This is a genomic window from Pseudogemmobacter sp. W21_MBD1_M6 (genome assembly GCF_052119585.1).
In the GTDB taxonomy this organism is placed as follows: Bacteria; Pseudomonadota; Alphaproteobacteria; order Rhodobacterales; family Rhodobacteraceae; genus JBGQOJ01.
On the sequence record NZ_JBGQOJ010000019.1, the window covers coordinates 13,230 to 31,219 of the forward strand.

Consider the following 17,990-nt stretch of genomic DNA (forward strand, 5'->3'; position numbering starts at 1 on the left):
GGGGCCGCTGGGCTTTCGGGCGCATATCCCGGACAGGCGTTTTAGTTCTCATACCCGCCAGCAGCGACGACTTGGCTGCCGGTTACGGGCTGACGCCAGGGATCGGTGCGTTCGAAATACCATGGGGGGTCACTGTTGCGCACCCACAGACAAACGCCTGCCGCATCTGCGGTGCGCCGAAGTACTTCGTAACCCCATTCAGGGTGGGCAGGTTTGTATAGGACAGGGTATCCTCGCATTTTCAGGACATCGGCGAACCGCCAAAAATGCGCACTTTGCCCCTGCTATACGATAAAAAGTGTCCGCATTTAAACCGTCGGCATCGGGTTCGGGCCCACATCCCAGGGTCAGTGCCACGGTGGGCGTTTGATCATGAAAATGGGCACACGCCAATCACCGCCAGAAGGAACGATCCGCATTCCAACACGCTGTCCGGTTTTGGCCGATCACCTCTATTCCGTCAGGTGCAGGGTGGGGCGTTCTATCTGGCGGGGTAAAAGATCGAAAAGTGACCGGTCATCGTCCGGATCTCCTCCGGTTCTTTCGGGGTTTTGTAAAGTGTCACCCTATAATCCGTGGTGCCCGAAAACGTGCCTTCGACCAGCATGCCCGCATCGGACTTTTCATAGGTGGTCAGGGTGATGACCGGGGCTTCTTCGCGGCCATCCGCCATCCAACCGCCTTCGGTGCCACGCTCTGTCAACATTATGCCCGTATCGGTGATCAACTGCTGGCCATTGATGGCCAACACTCCGAAACTGACATCGACCCTCATGTCGATCGCATTATCTTTCAACAAAAACCCGGTGACGTTAAGCTGGTCGAAACCTTTGGCGCCGCTATCTCCACGCCATTCCGACTTTGCCCGGTCATAGGTCGCTGACACAGGAAGCACAATTTCGGCACCATCAATGGTGATTGACATTGTGTCGGTTGCAGTCTGGGCGGCACACCCTGTGGCGATCAGAATGGCCAGCGCGGCGACGGATGCAGAAAATTCAAACGACATTGAAAGCCTCTCAATAAAACTGATTTTTCCTGACGGCGGGGCATTTTGGCAAATACTTGTCGCAGAAAACTATCCCGCAATGGGTTTTGGCGCGTTGTTTTCGTGTATTCGTCTGCGCCCGCCATCGGGCAACGGAATCCTTGTATTAAAGCTAGGTCTTGTTGCATTCCCTGACGGACATGGCGTTGGCATCTTCCGGCGCCATTCCGCCCATCAAGTTGAATGTCATCTCGATTCTCATCGGCAGCATATCGCGGCGCGGAACAGTCTCATAGGCGGGGTCGGCCTCGATCACAGCCTGCACAGCCTCCAATGTCTCGCCGTTTTTCTTGCGGGTTACGATGTCCTGCACCATTTCGCCCAGAAGGGTGCAGCCAGCCAAACGTTCTTCTTTTCTCTTTTGCGCGGCAGACGGTGCTGCCGCCTCCTCTGCTGCTGTGGCCGCAATATCTGCGTTGATTGCGTCAATGACAGTTTGCGCGTTTACCTTTGGTTCGGTGGAGACATCTTGCGCCGCTGCAATTTCGGCGACCGGAAACAGGAAAAATGCGGCCATAAGAATGCGCTTCATCGAAAGGTCTCCAATGTGAAGTCAAATTATCAATATGCAATATTTACCGGGCAAAGCCCTGATCTGGCCAAAGTGTAGTAGGCCGAACCGCAGCTTGGCAACCATTTCTTTGCGCAGGAACCAAGGGAGGGCCACCGGGAACCGGGGCGGCGGACTGGGGCCGTGTCCCTGCCAATCGTTAAACGATAGGGGAAAGTTTCAATTTCATGCTATGCCAACCCTATATTGATTCCGTTTTCCCCGACAAAAAGGGCTTTTTTGATGATTGCATTCCTTAAACCGCGTCTGGTTTTATTGATGGTTCTGATGTCGGCGACACCCGCTTTTTCCGCGCCGGACGCTGCGTGCAGATATGGCACACCCGAGGCATGGGCGCAGGTGGACGCGACGTTCGTCGGCCCCTGGAAAATCGCGCATCATTCCGGATTTGTCATCGCGGGCCCGATGACCATGCCATTTCCCGCGAGTGCCGGGGTCGAAACAATGGCGATCGAGATGCTACCGACAGGTCAGCTGATCGGCACCCACCCAGAGGCACAAGAACCCATTCCCTTTGTTTGGGCGGATGAGCCGCCGTGGAAATTCGAGGCAGATGCCACCAAGGACGGCGCACCGGCGCCACTTTTGTCTTCGTCGGATGTCGAAATGCTGATGGGATGCGGGGTGGAAAATCTTGCCCGCCTCATCGGTCATACCAAGGCCACGGTCGATGGCATTGCCATGGACATGACATTGCGTCTGATGGTCGTCGGACCAGAGCAAATGTACGGGGTTTTCCACACCTCGGCTGTCGTCAATGGCACTCCGGTAAAAAGCTGGCGCACAGTGACGTTGACCCGTTGACCCGTTGACCACAGCTTACCCGCTGATCCAGCTCAACCGATTGATACAAAGGAATTTTTTATGGCTTTTGCAAAGCGCTCCGCTATGGGTTACTTCATGCTCCGGCAGGGCTGGGTTTTCGCGCTGCTTGTCGCTGTCGGTCTTGGCCTCGGGGCCTACGAGATATCGGCACACCAGACGGTCTCACGCTTTGCCTCCGAAGGTGTCGATGCCGTGGGCCAGGTGACACAAAAATCGGACTACTCCGGCCGCAAAGGCTCGAACAGGACCTATAGGCTGTCCTATTCATTTCCCACGCCCGCAGACCCTTATACCCATGGCCTTCAATCTGTCAGCGAAGCGTTCTATGACGCTCAGTCCGAAGGCGCCGATATTGTGGTGCGTTACCTGCCGTCCGACCCGGCAATCAGCGCCGTCGAACCCGACAAGATCGCAAAGGGGTTTTGGCTGGGTATGGCGGCCTCGATCGGGCTGGTGTTGGGCGGCATTGGAGGCGGCGCATACGCCATGTCGCGTGCACGCGCCTGTGTCACTTTGCGCGAGACGGGCGAGGTTCGCAGCGCCACCGTGACGGGCCACCAAACCGAGGGCAAAAAGAAAGCAAAGGGTCACATGTTGTGGAGTGACGCCTCTGGAACCGTTGGCCGAACCTTGACCGCGCCGCTGTCCGATCTGCTGCCGATTGGTGCGTCCATCACCATTTTCGCCGATCCTGAACGTCGCCTGAAGGGGGTCTGGGAGGGGGATATCGGAAGCCGCTAGCGACGCCTTTGAACATACGTCGCCCAAGATATTTCAATCCCGTGCAGGAGATTTACATATGACAGGTTCCATTCCAAAATCATGGGGAAAGCTTTGCCTTGCCTTGTTCATTGCCGTCGTGTCGCCCGCGATTGCGCAGGACCAGACAACGCCGATGTCCGAGGCGGACATGCGGTCGATGTTGCCCTTTGGTACTGACGACACCCTGAAATACGCAGTGTGCGAAACGAAATCATACCCCACCTGCACCTATGTTTGGGGGGTTGCCGACAGCTATGACGCGGTCCTGATAAAGGCCGGAAGCAAGCCGGACGGTAACCGGCTGACGACCGTCTTTGCAAAAGCCAGTACCCTGCAAGACTTTGACCGGGTGCTTGCCACATATACCGATGCAGAGCCGCTTGCGGATCTGGGCGTCAAGGCGGTCTGGTCAGAAAAGCGTCACCAGTTGTCGTTGCTGACATCGGACTATCTGGTCGTTCATGTGAATGTCGACGCGCAAGGGGTGGACGACCGCAAGGCAACCGCAGCCCGGATCGCAACCTTTTTGTTGGGCGCAAAGTGATGCAGAAATTTGCGCTTTTGCTGCTTTGCCTCACCTGTTTACCGGTGGTGGCCAAGGCCCAGCCCAAGGGCCTGAACGACGGGACTTATGATGCCTATGATTGCAAGGTCCCTGTCAGCGACCAGCGGATCGTGCTGAAAGGCAATCACATCTCGTTCTACGAATCCGCCTGCCAGATGTCCAATCCACAAACCTTGCGCGGTCTGGATGGCCCGATCTTGTTCGATGCCGCCTGCAAGGGCGAGGGAGAGACCTGGGCGACCCGCTTCATCTTTGTGCAAAGCTTCGATGGCGGACTTGTGATGATGGGCGAAAACTGGGGCGACCGTTACCAACGATGCAATTGAAGGATTTCGCCGTGTTCTTGCGCCTGCGATCTACCTTTTCCCGTTGCCAGGATCAGCCATGATGCGGGCACACTATGTGGCCCTTTTGCTGTGCGAATATTGATATGTGGGTCAAACCTATGAAAGGGGCAGATCCCGCGACGGCAGCAGTCAACCCTGCCACAGCGTCGATCGGACAGAGTGCCTGACCGGAAAGCAGACTGGCCATTACCTGGCCGACAAGAAGTTGAAACCGCCCTAGACATGGTTGCCCGTCCGAAAGAGGGCGGTTGTTTTTGCCCTGTTTGGTTTCGATGTCACCTATCGAAAGCCGGGAGGCTATTATGACTATCCGATTTCCAAAGCTATTTCTGATACTTGTTTTAGTCCAATTATCCCACGTCAGGCATGCTGCCGCAGACATCCAATCCAATTTGACGATGGAGGATATTCCTTCGATTTCATCCGGTGCAGCGGACATCGTCGGGGATCTGTCGGATGGGGCGCAGGATCTTTGGCTGTTCACGGTTCTGGAAAACGAGACTCCGACGCTCTATTCGGCCCGGATCGAGGGGCTTGGGGATACAGGTGGCGCGGTTACATTCATCCGCCTCGAAAGGAACGATAAACGCGAAGTAACGCGTCGGGAAGACATCACAACCCGCGGTCTTTTCCCCTCCAGCCGCCCTGGCGGCAGCGTGGCGCAGATCGGTCCGCTTATGCTTACTCCGGGCGAGTATGTTCTTGGCGTCGCCCCCCTGATCGCGGGAAACGGGGCCTACCGGCTGCGCTTTTCGCCAGAGGCTACAACACCGCTTTCCGTCGGTGCAGGCGATCTGCCCATAGGCCGGTGGTCGGCCAAGGGTCCAGACATTGAACGATGCCTGGCGTTGCCACAAACCCGTATCGACCTTGCGGTTTTCACACCGCCAAAAAGCGATATCACCGTCTGGCTGCTTGACAAGAACAGCAAACAGCATTTGCGCAGCGGGGTGGCCCCGGTCTGGCGCGTCAACAATCTGGATGGAACGGGCCAGCAGCTTTGCATGACCAGCCGCGCGGCAATGCCCTGGTCGGCACTTCTTCGCCTCGCCGATACGCAACGCCTTGCCCCCGAAACCGAGCCGAACGACGTTTCGGACAGTGCCGTGCCTGTACAGGCCGGATCAATGGTGTCCGGCATTCTGGATGCACGCGGCACGGACAGCGACAAGGACGCGTTCGTCCTCGAGGGCAGCGCAAGCGCCCGTATCGTGCAGATCACGTCGCCCGAGCAAGGCGGTTTGCGCTATAATCTGACGACAACAGGGGGGCAATCGGTCAAAAGCGGCGCGGGAAACGGCACCATCACCATTTCACCCTATGTCCCGGAACCAGATATGATCCTGATCGTGTCCGGTGATCCGGGAACGTCGTATCAACTGTCATACCTGCCATTTCCCACCCCCGAAAGCGGCGAGGACGCAGAGCCTAACGAGACGATCGCAACCGCCACCCTCTGGCCAATCGGGCAACCGGCGCGCGGTGTGCTTCAGGACGATGACACAGATTTTTTCGCCATCGATCTGGCCGCCGATCCATCTACCCGGGCACAGCTTTGGCGGTTGCAGGCTGATGGCGACAACGTGACCCGGCTTGAGGTTTTCGACGCGGCAGGTGAGCGCGTTATCCAACGCCGCTTCGACGCGGGCGGGCTTTTGCGAATATCCAACCTTTATCTGATTCCCGGGCGTTACAGTGTCGGCGTGCAGGGGAAAGGGGACTATGTGCTGCGTCTGGTGCCGCAGGGACCACGGCGTGACGATGTCGAATTCGAACCGAACGAAGACGGCGAGGAACTGGCGGTCGGCCAGACGTTGCGCGGTCAGTTGGATACCGGAGACCGCGACAGGTTCCGCTTCACCGTTCGCGCGCCCGAATGGCTGACATTGCAGATCGCACCACCCTTAGGAGAGACGATTTCGGTCTATCTGTATTCCGGTGGCGGCGAGGTTTTTCGCCATGTCCTGACCGGTGGTCAATCGGTTCTCGACTATACCCGCGCATTTTGGGCGGGCGACTACGAGATCGAGATAATCAATGCCAAAGGACTGTCCGGCCTTGATGATTACGCCATTGCCCTGTTGCCTGCACAACAGCCTTTTGGCCCGGTGCAGGACCGCGAGCCGAACGATTATGCCCATTCCGCCGAACGCTGGCCCGACAACGAGCGGTTGATGGGACAGGTCGGCGTTGTTCAACAAGACAAGGATGCCTATCTGCTCGACGGGGTAAGCGCGGGTGCCGATCTGCGGTTCTGCGCGGTGCCCGGGGCGGTTTCGATCATCGTGAACGGCCCCGATGGCAAAACCCTGCGCCGCACCATCGAAAAGACTGCATCTGGCCCCTGCGAAACCTATGCGGACCTGTCCAATGGGGATCACGTCGTCTTTGTCGAACAAAGCAGCACAGGCGCGCGGACCGGACTGCCAACGGATTATGACCTTGTGCCAACAGGCTCTGCGGTGGGCGCACGTGGTTTGGCGCTTGCGTTGGTCCCGATCGGGGTCGCCTTGGTTTCAACGCCTGAGGTGCCGAAATCTTTCCTTGCCGGTTTTGCGCAGCACGTGCCTTTACGGCTTTCGGTCAAGGGGATGGACAGGGCAGGCAGCATCAATCTGACACTTGCGGCGTCTGAACCCGGCTGGTCTCTGGGCGCGGTCAATATCTTGTCGCAAGAGGGCACGCAGACGGTCCTTGAAACCCTGCTGACGATGCCCCCCGACCTGAGCGAACGCGAAATCCGGCTGCACCTGCGGCTGCGCAGCGGGCTGACACAAGGCGAGGTCTCTTTCAGCGTGACCCCAGCAGCGCATGCGTCCCCGCTGTCACCCGAACGCACCTTTGCGGTTCCCGACGCGATGCTTGGCGGGCTGGATATGGCGGCGCAACATTTCGGGGGAAGCATCACGGCGCTGGACGGCACCGGTATTGACGGGCGCGACCCGTCCGGTGTCATCCGCGCGGATGCGTTGATCGACGCGCTTGCGACGGCAAGCAACGAGTTTTCCTTCAAAGACGCAGGCAGCGGTGCCCGTTTCAATCTTGTCCTTGGCGGTGACGCACCGGTGCCTCTGGCCGGCCTGCTGCTAACGCCACGCGCCGCACCGGGGGCAAGTAAAACCCTGCGCGGGTTCCGCGTCGAAGCCTCGGAGGATGGCAAGACCTTCAAACAGGTTCTGCGGGCAACTCTGGGTGCCGAGCCTATCGAGCAGGCCTTTGCCTTTGATCACATCATTTCGGCCCGCGCTTTGCGCCTGATCCCCGAGACCAACTGGACACTGGACCATAACACTGCGACGCCGGTCAGGCTGGGCGAATTCAAGGCGGTCGCAGCACCGGGTTGGACCCCTGCGGGCAGCGATGGCTTCAATATTGCCGACCCCAATCTGGGGGGGCATGTGGTCTGGGCGATGCCATCGGGCCAGCTTTCTCTCGAATGGGACCGCGACCTTCTGCTCGGGAACGACACAAAGCCAAGCCTTGTGCGCGACACGGATCGCATGAGTGTCGTGCTGGGGTTTCACAATGCCCGCGCCGCGCGGATCGCGGCAATCGACTGGACGATGGCCACCGAAACCCTTTTGTCGAAAAATGCCATGCCCGTCACGGATGTTGTCATCTCGTCAAGCCTGACAGGCCCGCTTGGCCCATGGACAGAGGTTGCACGCTGGGCACCGCCAGCCTCTGCCTTGCCGGATAAACCGGCCCGCTTCGATCTGCCTGCCCCGATCTGGGCCAGGTATCTGCGCCTTGACCTCGTGGCCAGAGGAAAAGCCGAATACCTGCGTCTGCCGGAACAATTGCGCGTCTGGGAGACGTCGGGCACCGCCGTTCTGCCGTCAATTCTGGGCGAGTGGGGCGAGTTTTCGGAAGCATCGGCATTCGAGAACAGCACCACCCGGCAACCGGACGTCATCGCGCGTGCCTCTGGTGGCGCGGCCCGAAATCAGGCGGTGCCGCTTTTGCCCGATCATTGGGTGTCCTCGTCGGTCGAACGCGGCGCACACGAGGATTGGTGGTCGATCACCTCGCCTCATACCACGGCTGAACTGCGTGTCTCGCTTGACACCGGACAGGCAGGCGGCGCGCAGCCTGCTCTTTTCGATGCGAACGGGACGCCTGTCGGCCTGAGACGGGCAACCAAGGCCGAGGCGGTGGATCGCGGTCTGGAGATGCCGCTTTATCTGGCGCGCCTCGACACCTCGGGGCCTTTTGCGTTGCGTATCGCGGAACCGCTTCGACCGATCATGGTCGTTTGGGACACAAGCGGATCGACCGCCCCCTACAAGGCGGCAATGCAACGCGCAATTCAGGACATCGCGCAACGGGCCGACCCGCAACGTGATCTGATAGGCTTCCTGCCCTTTGGCAGCGGCATACTTGGAGAGCAACTGCTGGGCGATCCCGAATTGCTCATTCGAAGATTGGGAAATCACGCAGGCGGGGGCAATTCCAGCAACGCCGAAAATGCATTGAGAGTGGCGGCGTTGTCGCTGTTGGATCAGGACGGTGTGCGCGGCGTTATTCTGATTACCGACGGGGCGACGGGGCGTGACCTCGCATTATGGGACACACTGGCCAGGGTCCGCCCGCGTGTTGGCGCACTGGCATTGCCCTCGACGGGTGCGTTCGGAAAAAACCCCACCCGCGAACGTGATTTGATGGAAAGCTGGGGGCGGGCCAATGGCGGCTTCTACCAGTATGTCTCGACTCAGGCGGATTTCACCGAAGGTTTCATGCGCGCGGTCGATCGCATGCGGGGGCCAAAGCCCTATCGCGCCCGTATCGGCTTTGGCCCGGCGGTGGCCCAGCCCGACGGCAGTCTGCGCGTGCGTGCCGGCCAAACCCCGCCCGGCCCCGTTCCGCAAGGGAGCGAAAGCCTCATCGTCCTGTTTGACACATCCGGATCAATGCTCAAACGTCTTGGCTCGACGCCGCGCTACAGGATCGCAAAAGAAGCGCTTGCGGCGCTGGCAACCACGGCTGATGCACAGGGCATCGCGATAGGTTTGCGCCGGTTCGGCATTCAGCCCGACGCATGCGATACAGAATTGCTTGCCCCGGTCCGTCCCGCAGGTGGTGCCGAACTGCGCCGGGTCATTGACGGCATAATTCCCCAAAACAACGCCCGAACGCCAATCGCGCTGGCATTGGCCGCCGCCCGCAAGGATCTGGACCAACGCAATGGCACGGGGCGCATCATTATCCTTACGGATGGCGAGGAAACCTGTGACGGCGACCCCAGAGCCGAAATCAAAGCGCTGAGCGATCTGGGTATTTCCAGCCGCATCGACATTGTCGGTTTCGCAATCGACGACGACGCATTGTCGGGAACCTTCGATGAATGGGCCCGTCTTGGTCAGGGCAGCTATATCAACGCCCAAGATGCCGACCAGCTAGTCAAAGCGCTGCTCGGCGTCGCGCAACCGCGGTTTTACGTCAGCCTCGCGGATGGAACGATGTTCGAAGGGGTCGTTGGGGGGCCGTCGCTCCCGCTTGCTCCGGGGCAATATAGTCTGGTGATCGAAGGACGGCCCGAGGCATTGACGCTGGAAATAACCCCCGGCGATGAAAGCGTGATCGAGGTCAGCCCGTAAAACCCGATGTATGGGGCAGTCTTTGTATCAAACCCGCGGACGAAAGGTGCCCCGGACGCGCGCCCGTCACCGCGCGGCCAGCACCGCGAGCCTGTCGCGCAGGCTGTCGCTGATCGCCCCCTCTCTCGGGGGATCGCGCAATGTGGTGAACCAATGCGCAGGCGGGTTGCGCCCGCGACTGTGCCCGACCCATTCCAGCCCGCGCAACACCGCCTCTGCCTGCGGCGGCAATCGTTCAGGTATTTCGGCACCGGTCAGTGTCGCCCAGACGCCGGTCCAAAGCCGCCCCACCGACCAGGGGTTATACCCGCCGCCGCCAAGAACCAGATAGCGTGGCGCGAGGGGGCGCAGGGCCGCGACAACCGCCCAATGGGCGTTGTTGGACAGGCAAAGCCGCGACAGCGGGTCTTCTTCGACCGCATCGGCCCCGCATTGCAGCACAATCGCATCCGCACGAAACGCCCGCACGCGCGGCAAGATCAACCGATCCAGCACATCGCGCATTTCGGTGTCATTGAACCCTTTGGGCACCGGCAGGTTGAACACCTGCCCCGCGCCCATGTCCGACAAGGCACCGGTGAACGGCCAGCGCTTTTCCTCGTGGACAGAGATCATCAGGACATCGGGATCATCGGCAAACGCGACCTCGACCCCGTCAGGGTGATGCGCGTCTATATCGACATAAGCCACCCTTTGCGCCCCTGCCCGCCGCAAGGACAGGATCGCAAGGACCGGATCGTTGAGATAGCAAAACCCGTTGGCGCGATCCGGCAGGCCGTGGTGCGTGCCGCCAGCGGGACTGTAGATCACCCCACCATCGCGTAGCAGCTCGCCCGCCAAAAGCGACCCACCCGCAGCGGTCGCGGGTCTGCGGAACATTTCGGGGAAAACCGGATTGGACGGGGTTCCAAGGCCATACCGCGCTTTGGTATCGGCACCGACCTGTTGGCTGGCCTCTGCCGCCTGCAAGGCCGCGATATAGGCGGGGGTGTGCCAGATATGCAGCGCTTGCGCCTTGGCTTTTGGGCTGGTGATGTAGTTGCCCGCGTCCAGCCATCCCAGCGACCGCGACAGATCCATCACCGTCGACACACGGGGAACCCGCAAGGGGTGCCAGGCCCCATAGGTGGACCCGCGATAGATTTCCGATCCGATAAAGCGCGGCGCAAGCGTCACTGTGTCAGCATCGCCTCGATCGGTCCGGTGATCTTGGCGGACGTCGGTTTGACCACCGATCCAAAGGTTGCAACCACGGCCCCGTCCGCATCAATCAGGATCTTGTTGAAATTCCAGGCCGGAACAAACCCTGTCTGCTCTTTCACCCACACATAGAACGGATGCGCCTCGCGCCCTTTGACATGCGTGATCTCTGTCATCGGCAGGGTCAGACCGAAATTCACCGCGCAGAAATCCTTGACGTCGGCCTCGGTCGCAAGTTCCTGATTGAAGTCGTCCGATGGCACGGCAAGCACAACCAGCCCGCGGTCCTTGTAGGTGTCATAAAGCACCTGAAGGTCGTCATATTGCGGAGTAAATCCGCATTGCGACGCGGTATTCGCGATCAGAACCGGATGCCCCTTCCATGCGTCCAGCGATAGTTCGCCGCCGTCGATAGAGGCGAACGAAAACGGCGCGGCGGCCAGTGCGGGCAGCGCGGCGACTGACAAGACTGCAAAAATCGAAGCACGGCGCATGGCGAAATCCTTTTCTATAACGTTCTACACATATTGCGGCGCGACGGGGCGTCAAGGCGGCGCAATCGGCAATTCGATGACAAATGGCATTGTGCCGCCGGGAATCACCGCTAGTCTGGAACTTGGGTCATTGCACAAAATCCAGATTGACATAGATGATTATGAACCAGATGCCACAACGTCCGATCCCACTGAAACCCGCGCAAAAAAGCAGCGTGCGGACGCAGTTTGCCGCGCTGTGCTACCGGATCGTCAATGGCAAAACGCAAATCCTGCTGATCACCAGTCGCGCATCAAAGCGCTGGATCATCCCCAAAGGCTGGCCCATCGGCGGCATGACCCCCGCCCAGACAGCAGAGCGCGAGGCCTATGAGGAGGCAGGCGTGACGGGGCGTGCCGACAACATCTGTGTCGGGCTTTACTGTTACTCCAAATGCCTGGAGGACGCGGCGGCAGTGCCTGTGATCGCGGCGGTTTTCCCTGTCAAAGTAAAGACGATCCTGGATCGATTTCCCGAACAGGGGGAACGCAGGCGCAAATGGTTCAGCGTCAAGAAAGCCGCCAAAAAGGTGCAGGAGCCGGAACTGGCCGCGATCATCGCAAGGTTCGAGCCCTCGTCACTAAGACGTTAAGCCCATTGTATTGCACTGAAATACAACTATTTTAATGCAATCTCAGACAGGGTTGCACGATGATCCGATATGCCTTGAAATGCTCGAATGATCACGGCTTTGACAGCTGGTTCAAATCGGCCGACGCCTTTGACAAATTGTGCCTTGCCGGCATGGTTGCCTGTCCCGAATGCAATTCGACCAAGGTGCAAAAGGCGATCATGGCACCCCGCGTCGTGGCCCCCCGCCCGCAAGAATCCGCCCCGCCGCCCAGACTGAACGCCCCTTTGAACGAGATGGAAAAGGCGCTTGCCGCGCTCAAAGCCAAGGTAGAGGCCACATCGGAATACGTCGGCACCGATTTCGCGACAGAGGCCCGCGCCATCCACGATGGAACCGCGCCTGAACGCGCGATCTACGGCGAGGCAAAGCCCGCCGAGGCCCGCGCATTGATAGAGGACGGCGTGCCCGTCGCGGCCCTACCTTTCATGCTAAGTCGCAAAACCAACTGAAGCACCGTGATATGACCCCGCCTGCCATTGGTGCGCCCCCGCTGGATGGCGGCGCAGGGGGCAAGACCACCCCTTCTAACCCCTTGCCCTTGGGGCATCCGGCGCATAGAAAGCCAGCGATTTTATCTAGCCGGAAAAAGGCGCCGCAATGCCAACATTGGTCATGAAATTCGGGGGCACTTCGGTTGCCGATCTTGCCCGAATCAAGAACGCTGCGATGAAGGTCCAGCGCGAGGTCGACAACGGCTATGACGTGATCGTCATCGTCTCTGCCATGTCGGGCAAGACGAACGAGCTGGTCGGTTGGGTCAACGAGACCTCGCCGCTGTATGACGCCCGCGAATACGACGCGATTGTCTCCTCGGGCGAGAACGTCACAGCGGGCCTGATGGCCCTGACGCTGGACGAAATGGGGGTGCCCGCGCGCAGCTGGCAGGGCTGGCAGGTGCCGATCCAGACCACATCCGCCCATGGGGCCGCACGTTTTCTGGACATCCCGCGCAAGAACATCGACGCTAAATTCGCCGAAGGCATGAAGGTTGCCGTGGTCGCCGGATTTCAGGGCGTCAGCCCCGAAGGCCGCATCACCACGCTGGGGCGCGGCGGGTCCGATACCACCGCCGTCGCCTTTGCCGCGGCATTCGACGCGGAACGCTGCGATATCTACACCGATGTTGACGGGGTCTATACCACCGATCCGCGCATCACATCCAAGGCGCGCAAGCTGGACAAGATCGCCTACGAGGAGATGCTGGAATTGGCCTCCCTTGGGGCGAAGGTGCTGCAAACCCGCTCGGTCGAACTTGCGATGCGATTCAAGGTGCGCCTGCGCGTGCTGTCCAGTTTCGAAGACGTTACCGACACATCCGGCACACTTGTGTGCGGCGAGGAGGAAATCATGGAATCCAATGTTGTAGCAGGCGTCGCCTATTCCCGCGACGAAGCGAAAATGACGCTGATCTCGGTCGCTGACCGCCCCGGAATCGCCGCCGCGATCTTTGGCCCGCTGTCAGAGGCGGGTGTGAACGTCGATATGATCGTTCAGAACATCTCGGAAGAGGGTCGCACAGACATGACCTTTTCGTGCCCTGTCGATCAGGTGTTGCGCGCCGAAAAGGCGATGCAGGAGGCCCAGGCGAAGGGAAGCATCAATTTCCACGATCTGGTTGCCGACAAAGACGCCGCCAAAATATCGGTTGTTGGCATCGGAATGCGCAGTCACGCCGGTGTTGCAGCCAAAATGTTCGCCGCCCTCGCCAAAGAGGGGATCAACATCAAGGTCATCACAACCTCAGAGATAAAGATTTCCGTGCTGATCGACCGGAAATATATGGAACTCGCCGTGCAAGCGCTTCATGATGCCTTTGAACTGGAGAAGGCAGCATAGGGCCATGCCCGAACGCACGGAAAGTGAAAGCCGCAAACTCCTTGGACGTTTGCGCGACACATTGGCAGAGGATAGCGCGGGTCAGACCCGGCTGGACCGGATCACGCATATCATAGCGGATTCGATGCAAACCGAGGTGTGCTCGATCTATCTGTTCCGCGACGCTGACACGCTGGAACTTTGCGCCACCGAGGGCCTGAAGGCGGAGGCCGTGCACCAGACCCGCATGCGCCTTGGCGAGGGTCTGGTGGGCCGCGTTGCCAAAACCGCCCGTGCCATCAACACCGCCAATGCCCCACAGGAAAAGGGCTTTCGCTTTATGCCGGAAACCGGCGAAGAGATTTACTCTTCGTTTCTGGGTGTCCCGATCCAGCGCCTTGGGGAACGTCTGGGCGTTCTGGTGGTGCAGTCGAAAGTCGCCCGCAGTTATTCCGAGGACGAGATTTACGCGCTTGAAGTGGTCGCGATGGTTCTGGCAGAGATGACCGAACTGGGCGCTTTCGTTGGCGAAGGGGCCGCGCTTTCGGCGCTGCACAAGCAGCCGCAAATGTTTCGCGGCTCTGTCGGCCAGGAGGGCGCCGCCGAGGGGAATGTCTACTTGCACGAACCCCGCGTCGTTGTCACCAACCCGATCGCCGATGACCCCCATGCGGAATTGCGTCGGCTGGACGACGCCGTGCAGAAATTGCGCGGCGTGGTCGATCACATGGTGTCGCACGTCAAGAATGGCGACCGTGAACAGGACGAGGTGCTGGAAACCTACCGCATGTTCGCCAATTCCCGCAGTTGGATGCGGCGCATGCAAGAGGACATAAGCCGTGGCCTGTCCGCCGAGGCCGCCGTTGAAAAGGAACAGTCCAGCGCCCGTGCCCGCATGGAAGAAGTCGCCGACGCCTATCTGCGGGAACGCCTGCACGACCTTGACGACCTATCGAACCGCCTTCTGCGGATTCTGACCGGTCAGGGTGCCGACACCGGTGCCGAAATGCCAGAGAACCCGATTCTTTTGGCCCGCAACATCGGTCCCGGCGAATTGCTGGAATACGGGCGCAAGCTGAAAGGGATCGTGCTGGAGGAAGGCTCTGTCGGCAGCCACGCGGCCATCGTTGCCCGCGCGCTGGCCATTCCGCTGGTCATTCAGGCCCCCAAAATCCTGACAGAGGCGCTGAACGGCGACCATATTCTGGTCGACGGGGAACAGGGCATCGTGCACCTTCGCCCCGAGGAAACTGTGGTTCGCGCCTTCCGCGAAAAGATCGCGATGCTGGAACAGGCGCAGGAGCGCTATGTCGGCATTCGCGAAAAACCTGCCGAAACGCTGGATGGCAAGGTCGTGGCGCTGACGATGAATGCGGGTCTCATGGCCGACCTGCCCTCGCTTGAGGGGTCAGGTGCCGAAGGCGTTGGCCTGTTCCGGACAGAGCTACAGTTCCTTGTCCGCTCGACCGTGCCCAAGCGCGGAGAGTTGGCCGCGCTCTATTCCCGCGTTCTGGATGCGGCCCAGACCAAGCGCGTGGTGTTCCGCACGCTTGATATCGGGTCGGACAAGGTGCTGCCCTATATGAAGCGCCCCGAAGAGCCGAACCCGGCGCTTGGCTGGCGTGCGATCCGCGTCGGTCTGGACAAACCGGGGGTCATGCGGATGCAGTTGCAGGCCCTTGTCCGCGCCGCGAACGGTCGCCCGCTTAGCGTCATGTTCCCCTTTGTCGCCCAGTTCGAGGAATTCAAAGACGCGCGTCGACTGATGCTGGACACGCTGGAGCACGAAGACAAGCTGGGCCATGTGATGCCCGAAAGTTATGAGATCGGCGCGATGCTGGAAACCCCCAGCCTGGCCTTTGCGCCGCAGCAGTTCTTTGAAATGGCTGACTTTATTTCCATTGGCGGCAATGACCTGAAACAGTTTTTCTTTGCCGCCGACCGCGAGAACGAGCTGGTGCGAAAGCGCTATGACACGCTTAACGTCAGCTATCTGGGCTTTCTGGAGATGATCGTGGGGCGGTGCAACGACACCCACACGCCCCTGTCGTTCTGTGGCGAGGATGCCGGTCGCCCGCTCGAGGCACTGTGTTTTGCCGCCATAGGAATGCGCGCGCTGTCGATGCGCCCCGCCTCGATCGGTCCGGTCAAGCATCTGTTGCGGCGGTCGAATCTGGATGACGCCAAGGCGGTGATTGACCTGGCGCGCAAGGATGGTGCGCAATCGGTGCGCCCCGCGATGATGGATTTCCTGCAAAACAGCCTTTGACGGCTAGACCGCCCGCGTCACCTCGCCGCGCACCCCGTCCCATGTCCCGTCGCGGGTTTCATAGGCCAGAACGCGGTCGGGGTTGGTGGGCGGCGGCATGATAACGCCGTCGATCCTATGGAAATCGAACCGCTTGTAATAGGGTTCATCCCCCACCAGCAAAACCCGTTCCCACCCCAGATTGGCCGCCCGTTCCAGACTGACCTGTATCAGCATCGCGCCAAGCCCTTCGCCCTGACGGGTCGGGTGAACGGCAACCGGCCCCAGCAGCAGAACCAGGCGGCCACCGACGCGCACCGGCCAATAGCGGATCACACCGGCCAGAATACCGTCGGCATCGCGGGCCACTGTGCACAGCTCTGCAATCTTGGGAACGCCGTCGCGCAGGCGATACGACGACAACGCCTCTCGGCCCGGCGCAAAGCACAGGTCATACAGGGCCTCGACCTCCCAGAAATCGCCTTCGGTTTCTTCGGTGAATGTATACACCCGCCGTCTTTCCCTTTTTCCTGCCCAAGCCAGTTTTGGCTGGAACCGCCTTGCAATGGGCGCTACCCCTAAGCGGAACCTGAAGGAAAACGCAATGTTTTACAAACCGGAAGACGGCCACGGCCTGCCACATAATCCATTCAACGCCATCGTCACCCCGCGCCCCATCGGCTGGATTTCGACCCGCAGTGCGGATGGCACGGAAAATCTGGCCCCCTATTCGTTTTTCAACGCGGTCGCTTATTTTCCGCCGCAGGTGATGTTTTCCTCGACCAGCGCCAAGGATGACAGAGACGGCACCAAAGACAGCGTTGGCAACATCCGCGAGACCGGTGTGTTCTGTGTGAATATCGTGGAATACGCGATGCGCGACGCGATGAACCTGACATCGGGCAGCTATGGCCGCGACGTGGACGAATTCGCGCTGGCGGGACTGCACCGTGAAGAGTGCCAGACGATTGCCTGTAGCCGCGTCAAGGGCACGCCAGCCGCGCTTGAATGCAAACTGACCCAGATCGTGCAATTGCCCGGAGAGGCGAATTTTGCCGTCTTCGGCGAGGTCACAGGCGTGCATATGCGCGACGACTGCATGGTGGACGGAATGTTTGACGTGACCACATATCAACCGCTGGCCCGCATGGGGTATATGGACTACGCCCGGGTCACGGACGTGTTCAGTCTGAAACGGCCCGACTGACCGGCCTACCCCGCCAGATCCCGCAGGAACGACGATTCCTGCGTTCGGCTTTCACCGCTTTTCACGCTTTTGTCTGTCGCGACAAGATGCGCAACCCAGCCGTTCGGCAATGCGTCGCGCAGGATCGCATCCGCCGTGCCGTGCGGCCCCGGGCCACCGGATGTCAGGAATACCCCCACCCGTTCCGGCAGATCGGGGCGGGTCGCCAGATAGGCACGTATCGGCGGGGCCGGACGCCCCACCCAGATCGGGGCACCCAGCAGCACCAGATCATAGCCCTGCGCAGATGGCGCGGCACCGATATCCGGCAAGTGCCCCCGCAGGCTGTCAAAGGCCGCCATAAGATACCCAAAAACCCCGCGCGAATACCGTTTGCAGGTCAGCTCTGTCAGGTCCGCATCCAGTGCGGTCGCCAGCCGCCGGGCAAGGGTGCGCGTCGTGCCTGTCAGCGAATAGTAGATGATCAGCGTCTTCATATCCTTGCCCTTCTGTGCCCCGTGCAACCGCGTGTCGCACCAACATCCCTCATTTCGACGTGCACAGCCTTGACGCCCGTCAAGCAGGTCAAACCCCGCCCCGCCCCGAAATCCGGCCTTTTCCCCATGCGTCAGGTTGAATAGGGTCATATCGAAATACC

At 60.0% G+C, this 17,990-nt stretch carries 16 protein-coding genes; 10 read left to right on the forward strand and 6 right to left on the reverse strand.

The features are described from left to right. Positions 1-481: 481 nt before the first annotated feature. Both ACEN2R_RS15885 and ACEN2R_RS15890 read right to left on the reverse strand, forming a co-directional pair. Entirely contained in the window at positions 482-1,009 is a 528-nt protein-coding gene (locus tag ACEN2R_RS15885) for a hypothetical protein (protein WP_442043656.1), read from the reverse strand. Between the two features lie 151 nt (positions 1,010-1,160). After that, positions 1,161-1,580, reverse strand: a complete 420-nt coding sequence (locus tag ACEN2R_RS15890; RefSeq protein ID WP_442043657.1) for a hypothetical protein — start codon at positions 1,578-1,580, stop codon at positions 1,161-1,163. 261 nt (positions 1,581-1,841) lie between these two features. Here ACEN2R_RS15890 and ACEN2R_RS15895 point away from each other — a divergent pair, with 261 nt between their 5' ends. From ACEN2R_RS15895 to ACEN2R_RS15915, 5 genes are all read left to right on the forward strand, one after another. After that, on the forward strand, positions 1,842-2,423 hold the full coding sequence (locus ACEN2R_RS15895; RefSeq protein WP_442043658.1) for a hypothetical protein: 582 nt from the start codon (positions 1,842-1,844) through the stop codon (positions 2,421-2,423). A gap of 60 nt (positions 2,424-2,483) precedes the next feature. Continuing rightward, positions 2,484-3,185: a hypothetical protein gene (locus ACEN2R_RS15900; protein WP_442043659.1), complete on the forward strand. Its 702-nt coding sequence runs from the start codon at positions 2,484-2,486 to the stop codon at positions 3,183-3,185. A 58-nt stretch (positions 3,186-3,243) separates the two neighbouring features. After that, positions 3,244-3,750: a hypothetical protein gene (locus tag ACEN2R_RS15905; RefSeq protein WP_442043660.1), complete on the forward strand. Its 507-nt coding sequence runs from the start codon at positions 3,244-3,246 to the stop codon at positions 3,748-3,750. Continuing rightward, a complete protein-coding gene (locus ACEN2R_RS15910) occupies positions 3,750-4,097 on the forward strand; it encodes a hypothetical protein (RefSeq protein WP_442043661.1) in 348 nt (115 codons plus the stop codon). The genes ACEN2R_RS15905 and ACEN2R_RS15910 overlap by 1 nt, the downstream gene beginning before the upstream one ends. A gap of 419 nt (positions 4,098-4,516) precedes the next feature. After that, complete coding sequence (locus tag ACEN2R_RS15915) at positions 4,517-9,715, forward strand: VWA domain-containing protein (protein ID WP_442043662.1); 5,199 nt, start codon at positions 4,517-4,519, stop codon at positions 9,713-9,715. A 66-nt stretch (positions 9,716-9,781) separates the two neighbouring features. Here ACEN2R_RS15915 and ACEN2R_RS15920 read toward each other — a convergent pair whose 3' ends face one another. Continuing rightward, on the reverse strand, positions 9,782-10,891 hold the full coding sequence (locus ACEN2R_RS15920) for an acetoin utilization protein AcuC (RefSeq protein ID WP_442043663.1): 1,110 nt from the start codon (positions 10,889-10,891) through the stop codon (positions 9,782-9,784). Then, on the reverse strand, positions 10,888-11,409 hold the full coding sequence (locus ACEN2R_RS15925; RefSeq protein WP_442043664.1) for a glutathione peroxidase: 522 nt from the start codon (positions 11,407-11,409) through the stop codon (positions 10,888-10,890). The genes ACEN2R_RS15920 and ACEN2R_RS15925 overlap by 4 nt, the downstream gene beginning before the upstream one ends. Before the next feature lie 161 nt (positions 11,410-11,570). Between ACEN2R_RS15925 and ACEN2R_RS15930 the strand changes: the two genes are divergently transcribed. From ACEN2R_RS15930 to ptsP, 4 genes are all read left to right on the forward strand, one after another. Beyond that, complete coding sequence (locus ACEN2R_RS15930; RefSeq protein WP_442043665.1) at positions 11,571-12,041, forward strand: NUDIX hydrolase; 471 nt, start codon at positions 11,571-11,573, stop codon at positions 12,039-12,041. A gap of 59 nt (positions 12,042-12,100) precedes the next feature. Continuing rightward, positions 12,101-12,532 (forward strand): DUF1178 family protein, encoded by a 432-nt coding sequence (locus ACEN2R_RS15935; protein WP_442043666.1) that lies wholly within the window; start codon positions 12,101-12,103, stop codon positions 12,530-12,532. Between the two features lie 148 nt (positions 12,533-12,680). Beyond that, positions 12,681-13,919, forward strand: coding sequence for an aspartate kinase (locus tag ACEN2R_RS15940; RefSeq protein WP_442043667.1), 1,239 nt, complete (start codon positions 12,681-12,683; stop codon positions 13,917-13,919). A gap of 4 nt (positions 13,920-13,923) precedes the next feature. Further along, positions 13,924-16,167, forward strand: coding sequence for a phosphoenolpyruvate--protein phosphotransferase (ptsP, locus tag ACEN2R_RS15945; RefSeq protein ID WP_442043668.1), 2,244 nt, complete (start codon positions 13,924-13,926; stop codon positions 16,165-16,167). Between the two features lie 3 nt (positions 16,168-16,170). On the opposite strand, the gene ACEN2R_RS15950 is transcribed toward ptsP, so the two are convergent. After that, positions 16,171-16,656, reverse strand: a complete 486-nt coding sequence (locus ACEN2R_RS15950; protein ID WP_442043669.1) for a GNAT family N-acetyltransferase — start codon at positions 16,654-16,656, stop codon at positions 16,171-16,173. A 94-nt stretch (positions 16,657-16,750) separates the two neighbouring features. Here ACEN2R_RS15950 and ACEN2R_RS15955 point away from each other — a divergent pair, with 94 nt between their 5' ends. Then, positions 16,751-17,353: a flavin reductase family protein gene (locus tag ACEN2R_RS15955; protein WP_442043670.1), complete on the forward strand. Its 603-nt coding sequence runs from the start codon at positions 16,751-16,753 to the stop codon at positions 17,351-17,353. A 5-nt stretch (positions 17,354-17,358) separates the two neighbouring features. Here ACEN2R_RS15955 and ACEN2R_RS15960 read toward each other — a convergent pair whose 3' ends face one another. Beyond that, the gene (locus ACEN2R_RS15960) at positions 17,359-17,979 is read right to left on the reverse strand and encodes a flavodoxin family protein (RefSeq protein WP_442043671.1); all 621 of its coding nucleotides are present in this window, start codon (positions 17,977-17,979) and stop codon (positions 17,359-17,361) included. Positions 17,980-17,990 lie beyond the last annotated feature (11 nt).

Bases quoted from the DNA above. Each gene is read 5' to 3' on its own strand.
- ACEN2R_RS15935 (WP_442043666.1), top strand. From the start codon at position 12,101: ATGATCCGATATGCCTTGAAATGCTCGAATGATCACGGCTTTGACAGC.
- ACEN2R_RS15925 (WP_442043664.1), bottom strand. From the start codon at position 11,409: ATGCGCCGTGCTTCGATTTTTGCAGTCTTGTCAGTCGCCGCGCTGCCC.
- ACEN2R_RS15915 (WP_442043662.1), top strand. From the start codon at position 4,517: ATGGAGGATATTCCTTCGATTTCATCCGGTGCAGCGGACATCGTCGGG.
- ACEN2R_RS15900 (WP_442043659.1), top strand. From the start codon at position 2,484: ATGGCTTTTGCAAAGCGCTCCGCTATGGGTTACTTCATGCTCCGGCAG.
- ACEN2R_RS15905 (WP_442043660.1), top strand. From the start codon at position 3,244: ATGACAGGTTCCATTCCAAAATCATGGGGAAAGCTTTGCCTTGCCTTG.
- ACEN2R_RS15930 (WP_442043665.1), top strand. From the start codon at position 11,571: ATGAACCAGATGCCACAACGTCCGATCCCACTGAAACCCGCGCAAAAA.
- ACEN2R_RS15960 (WP_442043671.1), bottom strand. From the start codon at position 17,979: ATGACCCTATTCAACCTGACGCATGGGGAAAAGGCCGGATTTCGGGGC.
- ptsP (WP_442043668.1), top strand. From the start codon at position 13,924: ATGCCCGAACGCACGGAAAGTGAAAGCCGCAAACTCCTTGGACGTTTG.
- ACEN2R_RS15890 (WP_442043657.1), bottom strand. From the start codon at position 1,580: ATGAAGCGCATTCTTATGGCCGCATTTTTCCTGTTTCCGGTCGCCGAA.
- ACEN2R_RS15940 (WP_442043667.1), top strand. From the start codon at position 12,681: ATGCCAACATTGGTCATGAAATTCGGGGGCACTTCGGTTGCCGATCTT.
- ACEN2R_RS15895 (WP_442043658.1), top strand. From the start codon at position 1,842: ATGATTGCATTCCTTAAACCGCGTCTGGTTTTATTGATGGTTCTGATG.
- ACEN2R_RS15910 (WP_442043661.1), top strand. From the start codon at position 3,750: ATGCAGAAATTTGCGCTTTTGCTGCTTTGCCTCACCTGTTTACCGGTG.
- ACEN2R_RS15885 (WP_442043656.1), bottom strand. From the start codon at position 1,009: ATGTCGTTTGAATTTTCTGCATCCGTCGCCGCGCTGGCCATTCTGATC.
- ACEN2R_RS15955 (WP_442043670.1), top strand. From the start codon at position 16,751: ATGTTTTACAAACCGGAAGACGGCCACGGCCTGCCACATAATCCATTC.